Genomic DNA, 20,543 nt, shown 5'->3' on the forward strand with positions numbered 1-20,543 from the left:
GCCTTTTTCGTGCGCGTGATCCTGACCCCAGCGAGACATTGCGCGGATTGGGGTTGGAAAAACGCCGCCGGCCTCGCCATATCGGGCGCACAAGCAAACAGGAGCCAACATGTCCGAATTCGACTACGATCTTTTTACCATCGGTGCCGGTTCGGGCGGGGTGCGCGCCAGCCGCGTGGCCGCCTCCCATGGCGCGAAGGTCGCCGTGGCGGAGGAATTTCGCGTCGGCGGCACCTGTGTCATCCGCGGCTGCGTGCCGAAGAAAATGCTCGTCTACGGCGCCCATTTCGCCGAGGATCTGGAAGATGCACAGCAATTCGGCTGGGAAATGGGCGAGTGCCATTTCAACTGGAAAAAGCTGCGCGACAATGTGCTCGCCGATGTCGACCGGCTCAACGGGCTGTATCGTCAGACGCTCGAAAACCACGAGGTCGAGATCATCAATGAGCGCGCGGTTCTGACCGGGCCGCATGAAATCACGCTTTCGTCGGGGCGAACGGTCACGGCCAAGCACATCCTCATCGCGGTCGGCGCGCACCCCCACGTGCCGCAATGTCCGGGCCATGAGCTGGGCATCACCAGCAATGAGGCATTCCATCTCGACGCCATTCCGAAACGGATGCTGATCGCCGGGGCGGGCTATATTGCGAACGAATTTGCCGGAATCTTCCATCAGTTCGGATCGAAGGTTACGCTCATCAACCGCTCCGACCAGCTTTTGCGCGGATATGACGAAAGCCTGCGCGACCGGCTGCTTCAGATTTCGTTGATGAAGGGGATCGAGTTCCGCTTCAACGCCGATTTCCGCGGGATCGAAAAGAACGACGATGGCAGCCTGCGCGTGTCGATGACGAACCACGACGATATCGACGTCGATTGCGTGCTGTTCGCGACGGGCCGGCTTCCCAATACGAAGGGGCTGGGCCTGGAGGCTGCAGGCGTCGAGATCGACGCGCGCGGCGCGGTGCAGGTCGACCGTTTTTCCAAGACGAATGTCGACCATATCTATGCCGTGGGCGACGTGACCGACCGGGTGCAACTGACGCCGGTGGCCATTCGCGAGGGGCAGGCCTTTGCCGACACGGTGTTCGGGAACAAGCCCACCTCGGTCAGCTACGACTGTATCCCGAGCGCGGTGTTCAGCCATCCCCCGCTCGCCAGCGTGGGCATGACCGAAGGGGAGGCCCGCGACAAGCTTGGCACGATCAAGGTCTATCAATCCGATTTCCGTCCGATGAAGAACGTCGTGGCGGGGCGGAACGAGCGTGGCCTCTACAAGATGATCTGCGAGGGCGACAACGAACGGGTCGTCGGGCTGCACATGATCGGGCCGGACGCGGCCGAGATCATGCAGGGCGCGGCCGTCGCGGTGAAAGCCGGCCTGACGAAGGCGGATTTCGATGCGACCGTCGCGATCCATCCGACCATGGCCGAAGAACTCGTGCTGATGAAGTAGGCTTTGGCGCAAGCCAGCCTCGCGACAAAGCGGGCCGGCGATGCGACGGCGGCGCAAATCGGATGCGCGAGGCCATGATCCATACAGGGCCCATACATCTTTGCCGCCATGCAGCATCGCGCGTGTGGATTCGTGTGCGTCTGCGGGAAGTTGCTTAAATAACACACAAAATTTCGGTTCCGCAGGGAACCGGAACGTCGCCGTCAGTGCCCGGTTGTGCGGCCGGGGAACTGATAAAAACGAACACTAGGAATATAGATTTATGAATACCAAGACCGCACTTCTTCTCGCCGCTGGCGCCGCGCTGTTCCCGGCGCATGCCTTCGCGCAGGAAGCACCCGACGGTACCGACGCATTCGGTTTCGAACCCTATGTGGCGGTCGGCGGCGGCTATCACGATTTCGACCGCTCCGGTAATCCCGGCACGATCGCGTTCGAGGATTCGACCGAGGGCGCCGTTGTCACCGGCACGGTCGGCGCGAATGTCCCGCTCGGCGCGTTTTTCGTCGGCGCCGAAGGTTTCGGCTCCTACGGATTTTCCGACATTGACTGGGAATATGGCGCCGCGGGCCGCTTTGGCGTGCGTGTCGGCGAATCCGGCATGTTCTTCGGCCGGGTCGGTTACATGTGGCTCGAAGGTGAGAACAACTATGCCGAGGACGATTTCCTCGACACCGACGGCGGGCCGAGCAGCCGTGACCGCGATGGCATGATCTACGGCATCGGTGCCGAGGTCGGCACGAAGGACATCGGCCTTGGCGGCGTCACCGGCGAAAGCGGCGTGCGCCTGCGCGTGGGCGTCGACACGTTCAAGGATTTCGAATCCTTCCGCCCGAACGCGGCGGTGGTGTTCCAGTTCTGATCCTGTCGCCTCTGCGATAGAAACGCGGCCCGCTCCCCACCCCGGGGGCGGGCCGTTTTCGTTCATGCCCGCGCCCCATCACGCAATGCGGTAGGGCACGACCCCGCGCTCGTCACGATCGACGACGATGGCCCGGTCGCCGGGCGGAAAGGCGCGCTGATCGCAATTGTCGCGCGGACAGATCCGGCAGGATATGCCGATGGGCGTCGCCGCATGGTGGGCATTGGTGTCGAGCCCGTCGGCATAGATGAATTCGCCCGCGTGCCCCGCCTCGCAGCCCAGCGCCACGGCGTAGCGGCGCGGCTGCCGCGCAAAGCTGCCCGAGGGTTTCACCAGCCCCTTCGCCATGGAGACATAGCGGACCCCGTCGGGCGTTTCGGCCAGCTGCGTCAGGATGCGGTCGGGTATCGCGACCGCCTCGTGCACGATCCACAGCGGGCACGCCCCGCCAAATCGCGCGAATTGCAACGGCGTCGCGGAATGGCGCTTGGTGATGTTGCCCGCCATGTCGACGCGGCAGAAAAAGAACGGAATGCCTCGCATCTCCGGCCGCTGCAACGTGGAAAGCCGGTGGCAGGCCTGTTCGAAACTGACGCCGAAAATCTGGCGCAGACGGTCTATGTCGTGGCGCTGTTCGCGCGCCGCCTCGCGGAAAATGGCGTAGGGCATCATGATCGCGCCCGCCGTGTAGTTCGCCAGCCCGACCGACAACAATTGCCGCGCGGCGGGGGAGCTCAGCCCGGAAGCATCGACCACGCCGGCGATTTCGTTCGAAAGGGCGAGGGCCGCGATCTGATGCGCGAGTTGAAAGCGGCGCGTTTCCGGCGGTTGCGCACGGTCGAGCGTGAGCGCGCGGGTATCCGCCTCGAACTGGCGCAGGACGGTGCCGCCCCCTTCGGCGAGGGTGATGTTCAATGTCGCGCGTGCGAAACGGGCAAGCCCCGAAAACGGCGGCGAGGGCGCCCCCTCCGACATGTCCTGCGCCAATGTTTCGGCCGCGCGGTCGAGCGTATCGACGTAATTGCCGGCGTTGTGGAACCAGTCGCGCACCTCCTCCCACGGGAGGCGGGTGCCGGCGGTGCCGTCGCTGGACAATGCCTCGTCGAGCATGAGCAGCCGTTCGCCGGCATCGCGATAGGCAGCATGAAGCTGAATGAAGCGTTCGGCGAGATGCGGTTGCTGCCGCACCGCGCGCAAGGTCTGCGCATCGTCGAACGGTTCGGCAAAGATCGGATCGGCCGCCGCCCGGCGCAATGCCTCGGCTCGTGCGTCGGAACTGTCGCTGCCGAAATCGTCGAGCGATACGCCGAACCGGCGCGACAATGCCGCGATGAGCGGGGCGGTGAGCGGGCGGTGATCATGCTCGATCTGGCTGAGATAGCTGACCGAGATGCCGAGATCGCGGGCCATGTCCGCCTGCCGCAGACCGCGCATGTCGCGAAGGGCGCGAAGGGTCTTTCCCGCAAAGATGCGCTGTTGTCTCGGCATGGGTCCGGCGTAGCGCATCGCCGCGGTTTTGCAAAACCCACCGCGCCGATTTTGCAAATTCGCATTGGACATCGGCGGCGGCCCTGCGCCATACATCGCGCAACAATACGTCTGTAGTTTGAACGGAGAGCTGGATGTCCGCGAACATCGCCGAAACCGAACGCCGCCGCGAGGCCGCCCGCATGGGTGGCGGACAGAAGCGCATCGATGCGCAACACGCCAAGGGCAAGCTGACCGCGCGCGAACGGCTCGAGATTCTCCTCGACGAGGGGAGCTTCGAAGAGCTCGACACCTATGTCGAGCACAATTGCGTCGATTTCGGCATGGACGAAAACCACATCCCCGGCGACGGCGTCGTCACCGGCAGCGGCACGATCAATGGCCGCCTCGTTTACGTGTTCAGCCAGGATTTCACCGTGTTCGGCGGCTCGCTGTCCGAACGTCACGCGGAAAAGATCTGCAAGGTGATGGACACGGCGATGAAGCTGGGGGCGCCGGTCATCGGCCTCAACGACAGCGGCGGTGCGCGTATTCAGGAAGGCGTCGCATCGCTGGGCGGCTATGCCGAGGTGTTTCAGCGCAACGTGCTCGCATCGGGCGTGATCCCGCAATTGTCGCTCATCATGGGGCCATGCGCGGGCGGGGCGGTGTATTCGCCGGCGATGACCGACTTCATCTTCATGGTGGAGGACAGCAGCTACATGTTCGTGACCGGGCCCGACGTGGTCAAGACGGTCACGAACGAGGTCGTGACGCAGGAGGAACTCGGCGGGGCGAGCACGCACACGACCAAGACCAGCGTCGCCGATCTCGCGTGCGAGAACGACATCGTCGCGCTTTTGCAGGCGCGCGATTTCTTTGATTTCCTGCCCCTGTCCAACAGGGACGAGGTGCCGGAGAGGCCCACCAACGATCCGTGGGACCGGCTTGAGGAGAGCCTCGACACGATCATCCCCGACAATGCGAACCAGCCTTACGACATGCACGAGGTCATTCGCAAAACGGTGGACGAGGGCGATTTCTTCGAGGTGCAACCCAGGCATGCCGGCAATATCATCTGCGGCTTTGGGCGGGTCGAGGGGCGCAGCGTCGGCATCGTCGCGAACCAGCCCATGGTGCTGGCCGGTGTGCTCGACATCAATTCGGCGAAGAAGGCGGCGCGTTTCGTGCGCTTCTGCGACGCGTTCAACATTCCCATCGTCACCTTCGTCGACGTGCCCGGCTTCCTCCCCGGCACGGCGCAGGAGCATAACGGCATCATCAAGCACGGGGCCAAGCTGCTCTTTGCCTACGCCGAGGCGACGGTGCCCAAGATCACCATCATCACGCGCAAGGCATATGGCGGCGCGTATGACGTCATGGCGTCCAAGCATTTGCGCGGCGATCTCAACTATGCCTGGCCGACCGCGGAAATCGCGGTGATGGGCGCGAAGGGCGCGGTGGAGATCATCTTCCGCAATCTCGACGAAGAGGGCATCGCGCAAAAGACGAAGGAATACGAGGATCGCTTCGCCAATCCCTTCGTCGCGGCGTCGAAAGGCTTCATCGACGAGGTCATCATGCCGCATTCCACCCGTCGCCGCGTGGCACTCGGCCTGCGCAAGCTGCGGAACAAGGAACTCGCCAACCCGTGGAAGAAACATGACAATATTCCGTTGTAAGGTGGCGTCATGACCCGGCTTGCCAAATTCGGTCTCGTCTTCATCGCGATCATCGTGGTGATCAGCATTCTTTTCGGGGTTCTTTCATGAAGCTTGGACGCATGAACCATGTCGGCGTCGCCGTGCCGGACATCGACGCGGCCATCGCGCATTACCGCGACACGATGGGCGCGCGGCAAGTGACGGAACCGTTCGACCTGCCCGAACAGGGCGTGCGCGTGTGTTTCGTCCATACGCCCGGTCATGACGAGACCGAAGGGACGCAGGTCGAATTGCTCTCACCGCTCGACGACACGTCGCCGGTCGCCGGCTTCATGGCGAAGAACCCGGCCGGCGGACAGCATCACATCTGTTACGAGGTGCCCGACATTGCCGAAGCGCGCGCCGAATTCGAAGCGATGGGCAAGCGTATCCTCGGCCCCACGCGCACAGGCGCGCATGGTACGCCGATCTTCTTCCTTCATCCCAAGGACATGCTCGGCCAGCTGACCGAGATCATGGAAACGCCGAAGCAGGCGCATTGACGATGACAGAACAACTCCTGACCGAGCGCGAGGGCGATGTGGTCGTCTTCACGATCAACCGCGAAGACAGCATGAATGCGTTGACGCCGGAATTGCTGACCGCGCTGGCCGCGGGGCTTTCCGGCGCGGCGGAGGCGGGGGCGCGGGCCATCGTGCTCACGGGGGCGGGGCAATCGTTCTCCTCCGGCGCGGATCTCAAGGCCGGTTCGCGCGGATCGGCCGATCTGGGCGAGAAGATCGATCTTTATTACAATCCCGTCGCGCGGGCGATTGCCGATCTGTCCATACCGTTCATCGTCGCGATGAACGGCCCGGCGGTGGGCGCGGGGGCGGGGTTCGCCATTGGCGGGGACATCGTGATCGCCGAACGGTCGGCCTACCTGTTGTTCGCATTCGTCAATATCGGGCTGGTTCCCGATGCGGGCACGACCTGGCACCTTGCGAAAAGCGTGGGCAAGGCGCGGGCGATGGACATGTTGCTGAGCGGGGAGAGGATCGGCGCGGAGGCGGCGCTTGCCGCCGGGCTGGTCTCGCGCGTGGTCGACGACGGCACCGCCCTGGCCGAGGCGAAGGCGCTCGCGACAAGGCTCGCCAAGGGGCCGAGCAAGGCCATCGGCCTGATCCGTGCGCAGGTGCTCCACGCGCTCGACCATGATTTCGAAGCCAGCCTCGACACGGAGCGCACGCATCAGACCACGGCCGGCTTCACGCAGGATTTCGCAGAGGCGGTCGCCGCCTTTCGCGACAAGCGCAAACCCGAATTCAAGGGCCGGTAAGGGCCGACAGGACAGAGCATGAGCACATCCGATCACAACGATCCGAAGATCGAGACGCACACCGGCGAGGATGCCGGCGCGACCGGCGCCAAGCCCGCCGCCCCGGCCAAGGCGGAGGACCATGCGCCGACCGTTTCGGATTGGGAGGCACTCGCCGCGAAGGAAGTGAAGGGCCGCGACCTCACTTGGGAAACGCCCGAAGGTATCGACGTCAAGCCTTTGTATACAAAGGATGACCTTGTCGATTGGGATCCCGGCCTGCCCGGTTTCGCGCCCTATACGCGCGGGGTGAAGGCGAGCATGTATGCGGGCCGCAAATGGACGATCCGGCAATATGCGGGCTTCTCCACGGCGGAGGAATCCAACGCGTTCTACCGCCGCAATCTCGCCGCCGGGCAAAAGGGGCTTTCGGTCGCGTTCGACCTTGCGACCCATCGCGGCTATGACAGCGATCATCCCCGCGTCGTCGGCGATGTCGGCAAGGCGGGCGTCGCCATCGACAGCGTCGAGGACATGAAGATCCTCTTCGATCAGATCCCCCTCGACAAGATGAGCGTGTCGATGACGATGAACGGCGCGGTGATCCCGTGTCTCGCGTTCTACATCATCGCGGCGGAGGAGCAGGGCGTCACGCCGGATCAGCTGACGGGCACCATTCAGAACGACATTCTGAAGGAGTTCATGGTCCGCAACACCTATATCTACCCGCCCGAACCCAGCATGCGGATCATTTCGGACATCTTCGCCTACACGGCGGATCACATGCCGAAGTTCAATTCCATCTCCATCTCCGGCTATCACATGCAGGAGGCCGGCGCGACGCAGGTGCAGGAGCTTGCCTTCACCATCGCCGACGGCATGGAATATGTGAAATATGGGGTGGAGAGCGGGCTGGACATCGACCGGTTCGCGGGTCGGCTGTCGTTCTTCTTTGCGATCGGCATGAATTTCTTCATGGAGGTCGCGAAACTGCGCGCCGCGCGCACCTTGTGGCACCGGGCGATGACGCAACTTGGTGCGCAGTCCGAACGCTCCAAGATGCTGCGCACCCATTGCCAGACCAGCGGCGTGTCCCTGACCGAGCAGGATCCGTACAACAATGTCATCCGCACCACGGTGGAGGCGATGGCCGCCATGCTGGGCGGTACGCAGTCGCTGCACACCAATGCGCTTGACGAAGCGATTGCACTGCCGACCGATTTTTCCGCGCGCATTGCCCGCAATACGCAGATCGTGTTGCAGGAAGAAACGGGCATGACCAACGTGGTCGATCCGCTCGGCGGGTCCTATTACGTCGAGGCGCTCACGAAGAACCTCGTCGACGAGGCATGGGCGATCATCGAAAAGGTTCAGGCCGAGGGCGGGATGGCAAAGGCCGTCGCGGCGGGCTGGCCCAAGGGCATGATCGAGGAAGCCGCCGCATCCCGCCAGGCCCGCGTGGACAAGGGCGAGGACGTCATCGTCGGCGTCAACAAATATCGCCTGGCGCAGGAGGACGATCTCGAAACGCTCGACATCGACAACACCGCCGTGCGGCATTCGCAGATCCGCAGGCTCGAAACGACGCGCGCCAATCGGGACGAGGCGAAATGCCGCGCCGCGTTGAAAGCATTGGAGGACGGCGCGCGCGGCGATGGCAACGTGCTGGCGCTGGCGGTGGATGCCGCGCGCGAACGCGCCACGCTGGGCGAGATTTCCGACGCGATGGAGGCGGTGTTCGGCCGTCACGACACCATGCCCACCCCGGTAAAGGGCATTTATGGCAAGGCCTATGCCGAGGATACGCGTTACCGCGCCGTCGTCGAAGGGGTTCAGGCCGTCGAACGCCGCATGGGCCGCGCGCCCCGCGTGATGGTCGCCAAGATGGGGCAGGACGGCCACGACCGCGGCGCGAATGTCATCGCCAGCGCATTCGGCGACATGGGCTTCGACGTGACCACCGGGCCTTTGTTCCAGACACCGCAGGAAACGCTGGAAATGGCGCTCGACCGGGATGTCGACATCATCGGCGCGTCCTCGCTCGCCGCCGGGCACAAGACGTTGATCCCCGAACTCATCCGCCTGTTGAAGGATGCTGGCCGCAGCGACATCAAGGTCACGGCAGGCGGCGTCATTCCGTCGACCGATTACCAATATCTGCGCGATGCCGGGGTGCAGGGCATCTATGGTCCGGGCAGCAATGTCGTGGAATGCGCGGCCGACATGCTCCGCCTGCTGGGCCACAACATGCCGCCCGCCGATGAAGAAGAAAAGGATGCAGCCGAATGAGCGCGCCGCGTAACGACTGGACCCGCGAGGAGATTGCGGGATTGTTCGACCTGCCTTTTACCGAGCTCGTATTTCGCGCCGCCGCCGTGCATCGCGATCATCACCGGGCCGGCACGGTGCAGCGTTCGACGCTGCTGTCGATCAAGACCGGCGGTTGCCCCGAGGATTGCGGATATTGCTCCCAGTCGGTGAAAGCCGAAAGCGGGGTGAAGGCGACCAAGTTGATGGATGTGCGGCAGGTGATCCAGGCCGCAGCGCAGGCGAAGGACCACGGCTCGACCCGGTTCTGCATGGGGGCGGCGTTCCGCAATCCCAAGCCGCGCGACATGCCCGCGCTCACCGAAATGGTGCGGCAGGTGAAGGCGATGGGGCTGGAAACCTGCATGACCGCCGGGATGCTCGACGCAGAGCAGGCGGATCAACTCGCCGAGGCGGGGCTCGATTACTATAACCACAACATCGACACCGGGCCGGAATATTACGACCGCGTCATCACCACCCGCACGTTCGAGGATCGCATCGACACGATCGGCAACGTGCGCGGCGCCGGGATCAAGGTGTGTTGCGGCGGCATCGTCGGCATGGGCGAAACGCGCGACGATCGCGTCGGGTTCATCCATGCGCTGGCCACGATGGACACGCACCCGGAAAGCGTGCCGGTCAACGCGCTGGTCCCGGTAAAGGGCACGGTGCTGGGCGACATGCTAGCCGATACGCCGATGGCGAAGATCGACGAGATCGAATTCGTGCGCACCGTGGCGGTCGCCCGCATCACCATGCCGGACAGCATGGTGCGCCTGTCCGCCGGGCGCGAAAGCATGTCGGACAGCACGCAGGCGTTGTGTTTCCTGTCGGGCGCGAATTCGATTTTCAGCGGGGAAAAATTGCTCACCGCCGGGAACGCGGGCGACGATGCGGACGATGCTCTGTTCGAACGGCTCGGGCTCGAAACCATGGGCGGTGACGGGTCGTCTGCACCGCGGATTGCGGAGGCGGCGGAATGATCCTCCTTGCGCTGGCCATGATGGCGCAGCCGGCCGCCGCACCCGATTGCGGGGACGCGATGACGCAGGCGGAGATGAACGCGTGCTCCTACGCCGAGTATCAGTCGGCGGATGCGGCATTGAATGCCGAGTGGACGATCGCCCGCGACGTGGCGAAGAACCGCGGTCTTTTCGCCGACCTGCTGAAGGCGCAGCGGGCGTGGCTCGCATTTCGCGACGCGCATTGCGAGGCGGTTGCGGCGCAATATGCCGGCGGCTCGATCCGTCCGTTGATCCACAATTCCTGCCTGACAGAACTGACCAAAACACGCACGACACAGCTGCGCGAAATGAGTGAGACGAATTGATGTTCAAGAAAATCCTGATCGCAAATCGTGGCGAGATCGCCTGCCGGGTCATCAAGTCGGCGAAGAAGATGGGCATCGCGACCGTCGCCGTCTATTCCGATGCGGATGCGCGCGCGCCCTTCGTGAAAATGGCGGACGAGGCGGTGCATATCGGCCCCGCGGCGGCGGCGGAAAGCTATCTCGTCGCGGACAAGATCATCGACGCGTGCAAGCAGACCGGCGCCGATGCGGTGCATCCCGGCTATGGCTTCCTGTCCGAACGCACCAGCTTTGCCGAGGCGCTGGCCGAGGCGGGCATCGAATTCATCGGGCCGCCGGTCAATGCCATTGCCGCGATGGGCGACAAGATCGAGTCCAAGAAACTGGCCGAAAAGGCGGGGGTGAACACCGTCCCCGGTTCGGGCGGCGCGATCGACACCACGGCAGAGGCGCTCGAATGGGCGAACAAGATCGGCTACCCGGTCATGATGAAGGCCAGCGCCGGCGGCGGCGGCAAGGGCATGCGTCTCGCCTGGAACGACAAGGATGTCGAGGAAGGCTTCGAGGCGACCAAGCGCGAGGGGCTCAATTCCTTCGGCGACGACCGCGTCTTCATCGAGAAATTCATCGAATCGCCGCGCCATATCGAGATTCAGATCCTCGGCGACAAGCACGGCAACATCCTCTACCTCAACGAGCGCGAATGCTCGATCCAGCGGCGCCACCAGAAGGTGGTCGAGGAAGCGCCGTCGCCCTTCGTCACGCCCGAAATGCGCAAGGCCATGGGCGAGCAGGCCGTCGCCCTGTCACGTGCGGTCGGCTATTACAGCGCGGGCACGGTGGAGCTCATCGTGTCGGGCGCGGACAAGACGGGGAAGAGTTTCTACTTCCTCGAGATGAACACCCGGCTTCAGGTGGAACACCCGGTGACCGAGGCGATCACCGGCATCGACATCGTGGAGCAGATGATCCGCGTCGCCGCCGGCGAAAAGCTCGACATGACGCAGGACGATGTAAAGATCGAAGGCTGGGCGATCGAGAACCGCGTCTATGCCGAGGATCCCTATCGCGGTTTCCTGCCGAGTACGGGGCGCCTCGTGCGCTACGACCCGCCTGTCGCGGGCTGGACCGGGGGCATTCGCGGCGTGGACGGCATCCGCGTCGACGAGGGCGTCGCCGAGGGCGGCGAGGTTTCGATGTTCTACGATCCCATGATCGCAAAGCTCGTCACCTGGGGCGAAACGCGCGATGAGGCCGCCGACCTCCAGATCGCCGCACTGGACGCGTTCGAGATCGAGGGGCTGGGCCATAATATCGATTTCCTGTCCGCCATCATGCAACATTCCCGCTTCCGTTCGGGCGAGCTGACGACCGGCTTCATCGCGGAGGAATATCCCGAAGGTTTCCAGGGCGCGCCCGCGGACGAAACGCTGCGCAAGCGGCTCGCCGCGATCGGGGCGTTCATCGCTGCCGCCCATGCCGACCGCGCGCGCCGCATCGACGGACAGCTCGGCAACCGGCTCCACGCGCCGGGCGAATGGAGCGTGTGGATCGAGGACGATGTGATGACCGTCGAATTGTCCGGCGACCGGATCATGGTCGACGACGCGGTGATCGACCTGTCCATGGAATACGCACCCGGACAGCGCAGCGTGCAGGCCGTCTTCGACAGTGACGAGGACGGCGAGGGCGGCGAGACCATGACGGTTCAGGTGAAGCCGAAGCCTGCGGGTTTTCGCCTGATCGCGCGCGGGGCGAGCCACGACCTGCGCGTGTTGCCGACCCGCGTCGCCAAGCATCAGAAGCACATGATCGAAAAGATCCCGCCGGACATGAGCAAATATCTGGTGTGCCCGATGCCGGGTCTTCTCGTATCGCTTCATGTGGGTGAGGGCGACAAGGTCGAAACCGGTCAGCCGCTCGCCACGGTGGAGGCGATGAAGATGGAAAACATCCTGCGCGCGGAAAAGAGCGGGACTGTCAAATCGATCGAGGCGGCGGAGGGCGACAGCCTCGCTGTGGACGCCATCATCCTCGAACTGGAATAATGCACCTTCACCACGATCCATCCGCCCCACCGGCCGAGGCGACGGATTTCGGGACCTTCCTGAAATCCGACATTCGCGTCGGCACGGTGGTCGAGGCGCTCGATTTTCCGGAGGCGCGCAAGCCTGCCTATATCCTCCATATCGATTTCGGCCCAGCCATCGGCACGCGAAAATCCAGCGCGCAGATCACGGTAAATTACACGCGCGAGGATCTTGTCGGACGGCAGGTCGCCGCGGTGGTGAATTTCCCGCCGCGGCAGATCGGGCCGTTGATGTCGGAGGTGCTGACCATCGGTTTCGCGGATGAGGCGGGCGAGGTGGTCCTGTTCGCGCCGGACACGCCGGTGCCGAACGGATCGCGCCTGTTTTGAGCGAGCCGGGACGCCGGATCTGGACCATCGGGTACGAGCAGGCGACCGTTCCTGCGCTTATCGACGCGCTTACCGAGGCGGGGATCGAACTGCTTGTCGACGTGCGGGCCTTGCCCCTGTCGCGGCGGCCCGGATTTTCGAAGACCGCGCTGGCCGGCGCGGCGCGGGAGGCGGGCATCGCCTATCGCCACATGAAGCCGCTCGGCACGCCGAAGGAGGGGCGGGAGGCGGCGCGCAAGGGCGATCGGGCCACGTTGGAACGCATTTACGAAGGACAGCTCGAACTGCCGGAGGCACTGGCCGCCGGTGCGGAGTTGCGCGATCTGGCGCTCCATCATCGCACCGCCATGCTGTGCTTCTGTCGCGATGCCAGCAAATGCCATCGGTCGATCCTGCACGCCGCGATGCTCGACGATTTCACCGCGATCGACCTTTTGCCGTAAGGGACAGCCGGGCCGCGCCGCATTGAGGAACCGACTGCGCGGCCGGGCGTAAGGTCGGTTATGGATTTCGGGAAAATCGCCGCCGACCTGGCGAAGATGTTCTACGATAACTGGTTCGGGATCGAGCGGGTTATCGTGATGACGACGTTTGCCTATATCGGGTTGATCGTGATCCTGCGCATCGTGGGCAAGCGTTCGCTGGCGAAGCTGAACGTGTTCGATTTCGTCGTCACCGTCGCGCTGGGGTCCACGCTCGCCAGCATATTATTGTCCGAAAACGTCGCCTATGTCGAAGGGGCGATGGCGTTCGTGATGCTGTGCGGCCTTCAGTGGATCGTGTCGAAATGGTCGATCCATTCCGACAGGTTCAAGCGGTTGATCCGGTCCGAACCGCGGCTCCTCCTCGAAAACGGAGCGTTTTGCGAAGCCGCGATGCGCGACGAACGGATCACCCATCACGAGGTCGAATCCGAAATTCGCAAGAAAGGCTTCGGCGACCGGGAGGATATCGCCGCCGTCGTGCTCGAAAGCGACGGCACGTTCAGCGTGATCCCGCGATCCAAGGCCCATACCCGCAGCGTGCTGAACCCCGTGCGTAAGAGCGGCACCGACATGTGATGCGTGGATGCCGATCATAATATCCAAGGAATGAGTAATGTTTTTCGATAGTTGGGAGCAGGTCCTCAGAGTTCTCGCGATGGTCGCAACGTCTTATGCGCTCATCATCGTGATCCTGCGCGTGGCGGGGAAACGCTCCCTGTCGAAGCTCAACGCGTTCGATTTCGTGGTGACCATCGCGCTGGGGTCGATCCTGGCCAGTACGATCCTGCTCAAGGATATTTCCCTGTCCGAAGGGGCGGCGGCGCTGCTCGGCCTCGCCGCGTTGCAGATGGTGGTGACGTGGCTCTCCAATTGCAGCCATCGCTTTGCCAAGGCTTTGCGCTCGGAACCCCGCCTGCTGCTGTCGGATGGCAAGTTCCATGACGAGGCGCTGCGCAATGAACGCATCACCCAAGGCGAGGTCGAGGCGGCAATCCGCAAGCACGGCGAAGGCAAGATCGCCAATGTCAGCGCGGTCGTCCTCGAATCCGACGGCTCGCTCTCCGTCATATGTCAGGGGCCGTCGCGCGATTTCACGGCCCTGCGCTCGGTGCTGGGGCCGGAGGAGACCAGCCTTTAGGCCAGCTGCTCGCCCATGAAGGCGGCGATGTCGTCGATGTCGACCGCCCGGTCGAGGAAGGCCGCACCGATCCCGCGCATCAGGACGAAGGGCAGCGTGCCCGCATCCATCTTCTTGTCATGGAGCATGTGATCGGCGAGCCGCCGCCCGCTGCACGACAGGCCGAGATCGGACAGTTCCGCCATCATCCCGCAGGCCGCGAAATGCGCGGCGATACGGTCCGCATCGTCCGCGTCCATGTGACCGCTGCGCACGGAATAGCGCGCGGCAAGCACCATGCCCAGTGCCACCGCCTCCCCATGCAGGAGCCGGTCGGAATATCCGGTTTCCGCCTCCAGCGCGTGACCGAACGTATGGCCGAGATTGAGGAGGGCGCGCGTCCCGCTCAATTCCCGTTCGTCCGCGGCGACCACGCGGGCCTTTGCCGCGACGGAGCATGTGACCGCATGGCGGCGCAGATCCGCATCGCCGGCGAGCAGGGCCGGGCCGTTCGTTTCGCACCATTCGAAAAATTCCGGGTCGTCGATCAGCCCGTATTTCACGACCTCGGCATAGCCTGCGCGCAATTCGCGCATCGGCAGCGTGGCAAGCGCGCCGATGTCGGCGAGCACCAGCGCGGGTTGGTGAAAGGCCCCGACGAGATTCTTGCCCGCGGGCGTATTGATCGCGGTCTTTCCGCCGACGCTGCTGTCCACCTGGGCGAGCAGGCTGGTCGGGATCTGGATGAAACCGCATCCGCGCTTCAATATGGCGGCGGCAAAGCCGGTGAGATCGCCAATGACCCCGCCGCCCAGCGCAATGACATGGTCGCCCCGCTCGACCCCCTCGGTCAGGAAGAAATCGCTGACCTTCGCGAGGTGAGCCCAGTCCTTCGTCGCCTCGCCCGGCGGCAGGACGAGCCAGCGCGCGTCTTTCCCCGCGGCCTGCAACGCAGCATCCACGGCGCCGCGATACAGGCGCGCGACATTCTCGTCGGTCACGACCGGCACCACCGGCTTGCGCAGCAACGGCCCGGCCAATCCCGCCATATCCGCGATCAGCCCGTCACCGACCAGCACGGAATAGCTGCGGTCCTTCTCCGATCCGGCGCCCAGTTCCACGCGGACGGTTTCATGCGTCATGTCACATACTCCATCAATGCCGCCAGGATGCGCGCCACGCTATGCGCGTGCGGTCCCTGGTCGCTGACGATGCGGATGGGGGCCTGCGCATAGGCGGGGCCGCGCTTCGCCATCAACTCGGCCAGTACTTCGTGCGGGTCGCGCCCGATGAGCAGCGGGCGCGTCTGCTTGCGCCCGACCCGCTCGGCCAGCACCTCGATCCGCGCGTCGAGCCACACGGCAATCGCACGATCGAGGATGAGGCTGCGCGTTTCGTCATCGGCGAAGGCACCGCCGCCGGTCGCGATGACGGCGGCGCGGCCGGTGTTCTCCTCGATCAGACGCGCGATCACCCGGCGTTCGCCATCGCGGAAATGCGCCTCGCCATACTGGTCGAAAATGTCGGGGATCGGCATTTGCGCCGCCGCCGTGATGGCATCGTCCGCATCGACGAACGGGGTGGTGAGCACCTGCGCGAGCTTTCGCCCGACGGTCGACTTGCCCACACCCATGAGCCCGACCAGCACGATGGGGCGATCGATCCGCGTGATGAGGGCATCCATCGCGGCGGCGGACGGCATCGGCGGCCCCGCCGCGCCGTCATGGTCATCATGGTCCGAATTGTCATGCGCGTGATCCATTGCGGGACCGCGTATAGATGGGCTAGGCGTCGGCGCAAGCGTGCGGGCGCGATTGATCGCGTGGCCGCATTGTACGAAAATGGGAACGAGCCGAACGCGATGCACATTGGCAGGGGCCTGGTGGCCGCGATCATCCTCATTCTGGCGATAGTGGCCTATGCCTGGATCGACGGGGGGCGGGAGGAAACCCGCATGATCGAACAGCCGGTCGCACTGGACGAGGGCGGGACCGAATGATGCCGCGAACAGTGCCAAGGGGCACCGCCCTGTCGACCGGGCCGATTGACGCGAAGCGCACAATGAACAAGAGCATGCACCGATGAAGACCAAAGCTCTCATAGCTCTCTTGCTGGCCAGTGCGCCGGTTCTCGCGCTTCAGGCGCAGGGCGCGCCGGAATCGCTGCTGCCGCCGGGTTTCGACGATCCCGCACCGGCGCCCGCGCCGCGTCCGTCCCCTGCGCCCGCACCCCGTCCCGCGCCCACCTCGCGACCGGCCCCGACCCCTGCGCCCGCGCCGGCCACGACGTCGCGCCCGGTGGTGCAGGACATACCGGATAGCACCAGGTCCTCTGGAACCGGCTCCGGCTCGCGCGGTGCGTCGTCCGCGAACGCGACCCCGTCCGCCTCCGCGCCGACGAGCGGGATCGAGCGCGCGCGCGAAATCCTGCGCCGGATCAACGAGCTCGATACGCTCGATTCGGCGGACACTGACGAGATCGACGAATTGCTCGGCCTGCGCCCGAGTTTCGACATTCCGCCCGCGGCGCGCCGTTCGACGGACGAGGTCGGCCTGCTCGGCCCGGAGGAGCGCGGGATGGCGGCGTCGTCGCTCGGCAATACGGCCGGGTTGTTCGTACGCAATGTGCTCAACGGGATCGAGGGGCCGCTCGTATCGCGCTGGGGCCATATCGCGCTGCGCCGCGCATTGGCGAGTCGGCTGGAGACGCCGTCGGGCATGGACGGGGTGGAATTCGCCGCGCTGCGCACCGCGGCGCTGTTGCGGCTCGGCGAAAGCACCGTCGCCCGCGCCATGGTGCAGCAGGTCGATACCGCCGATTATTCGCCCGCGCTCATCGCGACGGCCTATGACAGCTATCTCGCCAACGGTGACATCACCGGCGCGTGCCCGATGGTGCGCCTGCACGGGGCGGAACGGGACGATCCGCAATGGAACCTCCTGCGCGGGATCTGCTCGACCTATTCGGGCGAGACGAGCGGAATGGACCGGATCGAGCGTATGCTGCGCCGCGAACAGGCGCCCGCCATCGATGCCCTGCTCGCGCAGAAATACGCCGGCGCTTTCGGCACCGAACGCCGCGCCGTCACCGTCGAATGGGACGATGTGGATGAGCTGACGCCGTGGCGCTATGCACTCGCCACCGCGACGGGGGGCACGGTTCCGGCCGCGCTCGTCGATGCGGGTGGGCCGCGCTATGCCTATTATGCGGCGACATCGCCCAATGTCGGCCTCGGCGAACGGGCGAAGGGCGCACAGAGGGCCGCCGCGGCGGGCATATTGTCGAGCGCGGCGCTGGTCGATCTCTATTCCCAGATTTACGCGCAAACCGACATGGAGGGCGATGCGGCGGCGCAGGCGAACCGGCTCCGCACCGCCTATGTCGGCACGCCGTCGCAGCGGCTCGCGGCCATCCGCGAGATCTGGGGCGATCGCGCGACCAGCGGCGAGGCCGCGGCGAATTACGAATCGCGCCAGGTGCTCACCGCCTATGCCGCGGCGCGGCTGCTCCCGTCGGAAGAATTTGCCGAGGATGCGGGGCCGCTCATCGCCTCGATGCTGACGGCGGGGCTGGATCGCAATGCGCTGCGCTGGGCCAGCGTGGTGCCGACCGGGTCGCAAGGGTGGGCGTTGCTGTCGCTCGCCAATCCGGCGTCTGCCGAAGTCAGCGAGGGCGCGGTGCGCGATTACATGGACGTGGGGAGCGAGCGTCAGGCCGCTTTCCTCGTCGCGGGGCTGGCCGGGCTGGGGCGGCTCGACGATGGGACGAGCGCGGAACTCGCGAGCGACATGGGCTTCGACCTTGCCCGCCGCACCCGGTGGACGCAGGCGATCAGCCGCTCGGCACAGCGGCGCAACCAGCCGCTTGTCACCTATCTCGCCGCGCTGGGGATGCAGGGCAGCGACTGGAGCAAGATGACGCCGCTCTATCTCTATCACATCGTGTCCGCGCTCAACACCGCGGGCTTGCGTGCGGAGGCGCGGATGATCGCGGCCGAGGCCGTCGCGCGCGCCTGATGACGCGGTGCGTGCTTCGGGACCGGGGCACACGGCGGTGAGCGATGGAACTGCCGGCGAAAGCGCGTGCGCCGACCGTGCCGCGATCGACGCGTTTCTCGAAATGGCGGCGGTGGACCGGGGGGCGGCGGCCAATACCATTGCCGCCTATCGCCGCGATCTGGATGCCGCGCGCGATGCGTTGCCCTCGCTGCTTCGCGCCGGGCCGGACGATCTGGCCGCGCTCGGCCCGCAATGGTCCGCCCTTGCGCCGTCGAGCGTCGCGCGGCGTTGTTCCGCCCTGCGGCAGTTTTATGGCTTTCTGATCGATTCGCACATTCGGGACGACGATCCATCCGGCGCTCTGCCGAAACCTGTGACGCGGCGCCCGCTGCCGCGGATCTTGTCCCATGCGGAGGTGGAGGCGCTGCTGACCCGCGCGGAGGAGGAGGCGGCGGAGGCAAGGCCCGCGGCGCTGCGCATGCTGGCGCTGCTGGAATTGCTTTACGGGTCCGGCCTGCGCGCGACGGAGCTTGTGTCGCTGCCGCTGAGTGCGGTGCCGCGCGATGCGCCGCTGCTCACCGTCAAGGGGAAGGGCGGTCAGGAACGGCTCGTGCCGGTGAGCGGGCGGGCGCGGGCGGCGCTCTCCGACTGGATGGCGGTGCGCGGGGCGGGGCGCGATGCGGGCTCGCGCTACCTCTTTCCCTCGCGCGGCTCTCATATAAGCCGGGTCCGCCTGTTTCAGATGCTGCGCGAACTGGCCACGCGGGCGGGGATCGCGCCCGAATCGGTCAGCCCGCATGTGCTCCGCCATGCTTTTGCCACGCATCTGCTCGAGGGCGGGGCCGACCTGCGCGTGTTGCAGAGCCTGCTCGGCCATGCCGATATCGCGACGACGCAAATCTACACCCATGTCGATGCGGGGCGGCTCGTCGCGCTTGTCAATGCGCGCCATCCTTTGGCGCGGCGGGGTGGGAATGCGTCGGATACGAGTTGACCGGCGCGGCCTTCGACCGTAGCGGTTGGCGCGAAATGATTAGCTATCTCGAATTTGAAAAGCCGCTTGCCGAGCTGGAACGGCGGATCGCCGAATTGCGCGAAACCGCCGAAAAGGCGGATGTCGCCGGGGAAATGGCCGGCGACATCGCCAAGCTGCAGGCCAAGGCCGATGCGCAGCGCGCCGCGATCTATCGCAACCTGACCCCGTGGCAGAAGACGCAGGTCGCCCGCCATCCGGCCCGCCCGCATTTCGGCGATTACGTCGCCCATGCCTTCACCGATTTCGTGCCGCTCGCGGGCGACCGTGCGTTTGGCGATGACCAGGCGATCATGGGCGGCTTCGCGACGATGGGCAACCGGCGCGTCATGCTGATCGGGCATGAAAAGGGCAATGATACGCAGAGCCGGCTCCGCCACAATTTCGGCATGGGCAAGCCGGAAGGCTATCGCAAGGCGATCCGCCTGATGGAGCTGGCCGGGCGGTTCGGGCTGCCGGTGGTCACGCTCGTCGATACGAGCGGGGCGTTTCCGGGCGTTGAGGCGGAAGAGCGCGGCCAAGCCGAGGCGATCGCCCGCGCGACGGAGGCCTGCCTCAACCTCCCGGTGGCGATGGTCGCCGCGATCGTGGGCGAGGGCGGATCGGGCGGCGCGGTGGCGCTGGCCGCGGCGGAACGCGTGCTCATGATGGAACATGCGGTCTATTCCGTGATCTCGCCCGAGGGGTGTGCCTCGATCCTGTGGCGCACCAACGAAAAGGCGCCCGAAGCGGCCGAGGCGATGAAGGTCACGGCGCAGGATCTCCGCCGGTTTCAGGTCATCGACCGCATCGTGGCAGAACCGCTCGGCGGGGCGCATCGCGATCCTGCGGCGGCGTCGCAAAATCTGGCCGACGCGATCGAGCAGGAGCTTTCCGTGCTGTCGCGGCTCGACCCCGCAACCTTGCAGCGTCAGCGTGCGGACCGCTTCGTCGCGATCGGATCGCTCGGGTCATAATCGCGCGCACCGGGTGACGGCGGTCGAACGATCGGACGAACGCCGCCGGGAACAATTGCAGTATCAGGCTGGTTTTACTCGCAACATACCGGGGTGTGGTCGCAGGTCCGTCCGAATGCGCCCGCCCTCGTCACGTTCGTATCGAGGAGCCTGATCAAATGCCGAACCGC

At 65.1% G+C, this 20,543-nt stretch carries 20 protein-coding genes; 17 read left to right on the top strand and 3 right to left on the bottom strand.

The genetic code is table 11. The features are described from left to right. Nucleotides 1-109 precede the first annotated feature (109 nt). The gene (gor, locus tag Q0897_RS03025) at nucleotides 110-1,456 is read left to right on the top strand and encodes a glutathione-disulfide reductase (protein WP_299307427.1); all 1,347 of its coding nucleotides are present in this window, start codon (nucleotides 110-112) and stop codon (nucleotides 1,454-1,456) included. 262 nt (nucleotides 1,457-1,718) lie between these two features. Continuing rightward, on the top strand, nucleotides 1,719-2,318 hold the full coding sequence (locus Q0897_RS03030; protein WP_299307428.1) for an opacity protein: 600 nt from the start codon (nucleotides 1,719-1,721) through the stop codon (nucleotides 2,316-2,318). A 78-nt stretch (nucleotides 2,319-2,396) separates the two neighbouring features. Here Q0897_RS03030 and Q0897_RS03035 read toward each other — a convergent pair whose 3' ends face one another. Further along, the gene (locus Q0897_RS03035; RefSeq protein ID WP_299307429.1) at nucleotides 2,397-3,806 is read right to left on the bottom strand and encodes a helix-turn-helix transcriptional regulator; all 1,410 of its coding nucleotides are present in this window, start codon (nucleotides 3,804-3,806) and stop codon (nucleotides 2,397-2,399) included. A gap of 134 nt (nucleotides 3,807-3,940) precedes the next feature. Between Q0897_RS03035 and Q0897_RS03040 the strand changes: the two genes are divergently transcribed. The 11 genes from Q0897_RS03040 (at nucleotide 3,941) to Q0897_RS03090 (ending at nucleotide 14,407) form a co-directional block, all read left to right on the top strand. Beyond that, on the top strand, nucleotides 3,941-5,467 hold the full coding sequence (locus Q0897_RS03040; RefSeq protein WP_299307430.1) for an acyl-CoA carboxylase subunit beta: 1,527 nt from the start codon (nucleotides 3,941-3,943) through the stop codon (nucleotides 5,465-5,467). Nucleotides 5,468-5,553: 86 nt separating this feature from the next. After that, on the top strand, nucleotides 5,554-5,991 hold the full coding sequence (gene mce / locus Q0897_RS03045) for a methylmalonyl-CoA epimerase (protein WP_299307432.1): 438 nt from the start codon (nucleotides 5,554-5,556) through the stop codon (nucleotides 5,989-5,991). 2 nt (nucleotides 5,992-5,993) lie between these two features. Then, nucleotides 5,994-6,767 carry an enoyl-CoA hydratase-related protein gene (locus Q0897_RS03050; protein ID WP_299307433.1) on the top strand — a complete coding sequence of 258 codons (774 nt, stop codon included), beginning with the start codon at nucleotides 5,994-5,996 and terminating at the stop codon, nucleotides 6,765-6,767. Nucleotides 6,768-6,785: 18 nt separating this feature from the next. Continuing rightward, a complete protein-coding gene (gene scpA, locus Q0897_RS03055; protein WP_299307435.1) occupies nucleotides 6,786-9,035 on the top strand; it encodes a methylmalonyl-CoA mutase in 2,250 nt (749 codons plus the stop codon). After that, the gene (bioB, locus tag Q0897_RS03060) at nucleotides 9,032-10,039 is read left to right on the top strand and encodes a biotin synthase BioB (protein WP_299307436.1); all 1,008 of its coding nucleotides are present in this window, start codon (nucleotides 9,032-9,034) and stop codon (nucleotides 10,037-10,039) included. Before scpA ends, bioB begins: the two co-directional genes overlap by 4 nt. After that, nucleotides 10,036-10,386, top strand: a complete 351-nt coding sequence (locus tag Q0897_RS03065; protein WP_299307438.1) for a lysozyme inhibitor LprI family protein — start codon at nucleotides 10,036-10,038, stop codon at nucleotides 10,384-10,386. The genes bioB and Q0897_RS03065 overlap by 4 nt, the downstream gene beginning before the upstream one ends. Then, on the top strand, nucleotides 10,386-12,413 hold the full coding sequence (locus tag Q0897_RS03070; protein ID WP_299307439.1) for an acetyl/propionyl/methylcrotonyl-CoA carboxylase subunit alpha: 2,028 nt from the start codon (nucleotides 10,386-10,388) through the stop codon (nucleotides 12,411-12,413). The genes Q0897_RS03065 and Q0897_RS03070 overlap by 1 nt, the downstream gene beginning before the upstream one ends. Beyond that, nucleotides 12,413-12,784, top strand: coding sequence for a tRNA-binding protein (locus Q0897_RS03075; RefSeq protein WP_299307440.1), 372 nt, complete (start codon nucleotides 12,413-12,415; stop codon nucleotides 12,782-12,784). The genes Q0897_RS03070 and Q0897_RS03075 overlap by 1 nt, the downstream gene beginning before the upstream one ends. Continuing rightward, on the top strand, nucleotides 12,781-13,227 hold the full coding sequence (locus tag Q0897_RS03080; RefSeq protein ID WP_299307442.1) for a DUF488 domain-containing protein: 447 nt from the start codon (nucleotides 12,781-12,783) through the stop codon (nucleotides 13,225-13,227). The genes Q0897_RS03075 and Q0897_RS03080 overlap by 4 nt, the downstream gene beginning before the upstream one ends. 60 nt (nucleotides 13,228-13,287) lie before the next feature. Continuing rightward, the gene (locus Q0897_RS03085; protein ID WP_299307444.1) at nucleotides 13,288-13,845 is read left to right on the top strand and encodes a YetF domain-containing protein; all 558 of its coding nucleotides are present in this window, start codon (nucleotides 13,288-13,290) and stop codon (nucleotides 13,843-13,845) included. Between the two features lie 37 nt (nucleotides 13,846-13,882). After that, nucleotides 13,883-14,407: a YetF domain-containing protein gene (locus Q0897_RS03090; RefSeq protein ID WP_299307446.1), complete on the top strand. Its 525-nt coding sequence runs from the start codon at nucleotides 13,883-13,885 to the stop codon at nucleotides 14,405-14,407. Here Q0897_RS03090 and aroB read toward each other — a convergent pair. Together aroB and Q0897_RS03100 are read right to left on the bottom strand one after the other, a co-directional pair. Then, nucleotides 14,404-15,528 (bottom strand): 3-dehydroquinate synthase, encoded by a 1,125-nt coding sequence (gene aroB, locus Q0897_RS03095; protein ID WP_299307448.1) that lies wholly within the window; start codon nucleotides 15,526-15,528, stop codon nucleotides 14,404-14,406. The two genes, Q0897_RS03090 and aroB, sit on opposite strands and share 4 nt — an antisense overlap. Continuing rightward, nucleotides 15,525-16,088 (bottom strand): shikimate kinase, encoded by a 564-nt coding sequence (locus Q0897_RS03100; RefSeq protein WP_299307583.1) that lies wholly within the window; start codon nucleotides 16,086-16,088, stop codon nucleotides 15,525-15,527. The genes aroB and Q0897_RS03100 overlap by 4 nt, the downstream gene beginning before the upstream one ends. 159 nt (nucleotides 16,089-16,247) lie before the next feature. Here Q0897_RS03100 and Q0897_RS03105 point away from each other — a divergent pair, with 159 nt between their 5' ends. The 4 genes from Q0897_RS03105 to Q0897_RS03120 all read left to right on the top strand — a co-directional run bounded on the left by Q0897_RS03105 (nucleotide 16,248) and on the right by Q0897_RS03120 (nucleotide 20,373). Further along, nucleotides 16,248-16,385, top strand: coding sequence for a hypothetical protein (locus tag Q0897_RS03105; protein ID WP_202084280.1), 138 nt, complete (start codon nucleotides 16,248-16,250; stop codon nucleotides 16,383-16,385). 82 nt (nucleotides 16,386-16,467) lie between these two features. Further along, the gene (locus Q0897_RS03110) at nucleotides 16,468-18,402 is read left to right on the top strand and encodes a hypothetical protein (protein WP_299307451.1); all 1,935 of its coding nucleotides are present in this window, start codon (nucleotides 16,468-16,470) and stop codon (nucleotides 18,400-18,402) included. Nucleotides 18,403-18,439: 37 nt separating this feature from the next. After that, nucleotides 18,440-19,378 carry a tyrosine recombinase gene (locus Q0897_RS03115; RefSeq protein ID WP_299307452.1) on the top strand — a complete coding sequence of 313 codons (939 nt, stop codon included), beginning with the start codon at nucleotides 18,440-18,442 and terminating at the stop codon, nucleotides 19,376-19,378. A gap of 35 nt (nucleotides 19,379-19,413) precedes the next feature. After that, nucleotides 19,414-20,373: an acetyl-CoA carboxylase carboxyltransferase subunit alpha gene (locus tag Q0897_RS03120; RefSeq protein WP_299307453.1), complete on the top strand. Its 960-nt coding sequence runs from the start codon at nucleotides 19,414-19,416 to the stop codon at nucleotides 20,371-20,373. Nucleotides 20,374-20,543 lie beyond the last annotated feature (170 nt).

Source organism: uncultured Croceicoccus sp. (assembly GCF_947496385.1).
Classification (GTDB): domain Bacteria; phylum Pseudomonadota; class Alphaproteobacteria; order Sphingomonadales; family Sphingomonadaceae; genus Croceicoccus.

What these genes read in the sequence shown, in the direction of transcription:
- gor (WP_299307427.1), top strand. Translation starts at nt 110, where the DNA reads ATGTCCGAATTCGACTACGATCTTTTTACCATCGGTGCCGGTTCGGGC.
- Q0897_RS03030 (WP_299307428.1), top strand. Translation starts at nt 1,719, where the DNA reads ATGAATACCAAGACCGCACTTCTTCTCGCCGCTGGCGCCGCGCTGTTC.
- Q0897_RS03035 (WP_299307429.1), bottom strand. Translation starts at nt 3,806, where the DNA reads ATGCCGAGACAACAGCGCATCTTTGCGGGAAAGACCCTTCGCGCCCTT.
- Q0897_RS03040 (WP_299307430.1), top strand. Translation starts at nt 3,941, where the DNA reads ATGTCCGCGAACATCGCCGAAACCGAACGCCGCCGCGAGGCCGCCCGC.
- mce (WP_299307432.1), top strand. Translation starts at nt 5,554, where the DNA reads ATGAAGCTTGGACGCATGAACCATGTCGGCGTCGCCGTGCCGGACATC.
- Q0897_RS03050 (WP_299307433.1), top strand. Translation starts at nt 5,994, where the DNA reads ATGACAGAACAACTCCTGACCGAGCGCGAGGGCGATGTGGTCGTCTTC.
- scpA (WP_299307435.1), top strand. Translation starts at nt 6,786, where the DNA reads ATGAGCACATCCGATCACAACGATCCGAAGATCGAGACGCACACCGGC.
- bioB (WP_299307436.1), top strand. Translation starts at nt 9,032, where the DNA reads ATGAGCGCGCCGCGTAACGACTGGACCCGCGAGGAGATTGCGGGATTG.
- Q0897_RS03065 (WP_299307438.1), top strand. Translation starts at nt 10,036, where the DNA reads ATGATCCTCCTTGCGCTGGCCATGATGGCGCAGCCGGCCGCCGCACCC.
- Q0897_RS03070 (WP_299307439.1), top strand. Translation starts at nt 10,386, where the DNA reads ATGTTCAAGAAAATCCTGATCGCAAATCGTGGCGAGATCGCCTGCCGG.
- Q0897_RS03075 (WP_299307440.1), top strand. Translation starts at nt 12,413, where the DNA reads ATGCACCTTCACCACGATCCATCCGCCCCACCGGCCGAGGCGACGGAT.
- Q0897_RS03085 (WP_299307444.1), top strand. Translation starts at nt 13,288, where the DNA reads ATGGATTTCGGGAAAATCGCCGCCGACCTGGCGAAGATGTTCTACGAT.
- Q0897_RS03090 (WP_299307446.1), top strand. Translation starts at nt 13,883, where the DNA reads ATGTTTTTCGATAGTTGGGAGCAGGTCCTCAGAGTTCTCGCGATGGTC.
- aroB (WP_299307448.1), bottom strand. Translation starts at nt 15,528, where the DNA reads ATGACGCATGAAACCGTCCGCGTGGAACTGGGCGCCGGATCGGAGAAG.
- Q0897_RS03100 (WP_299307583.1), bottom strand. Translation starts at nt 16,088, where the DNA reads ATGCCGTCCGCCGCCGCGATGGATGCCCTCATCACGCGGATCGATCGC.
- Q0897_RS03105 (WP_202084280.1), top strand. Translation starts at nt 16,248, where the DNA reads ATGCACATTGGCAGGGGCCTGGTGGCCGCGATCATCCTCATTCTGGCG.
- Q0897_RS03110 (WP_299307451.1), top strand. Translation starts at nt 16,468, where the DNA reads ATGAAGACCAAAGCTCTCATAGCTCTCTTGCTGGCCAGTGCGCCGGTT.
- Q0897_RS03120 (WP_299307453.1), top strand. Translation starts at nt 19,414, where the DNA reads ATGATTAGCTATCTCGAATTTGAAAAGCCGCTTGCCGAGCTGGAACGG.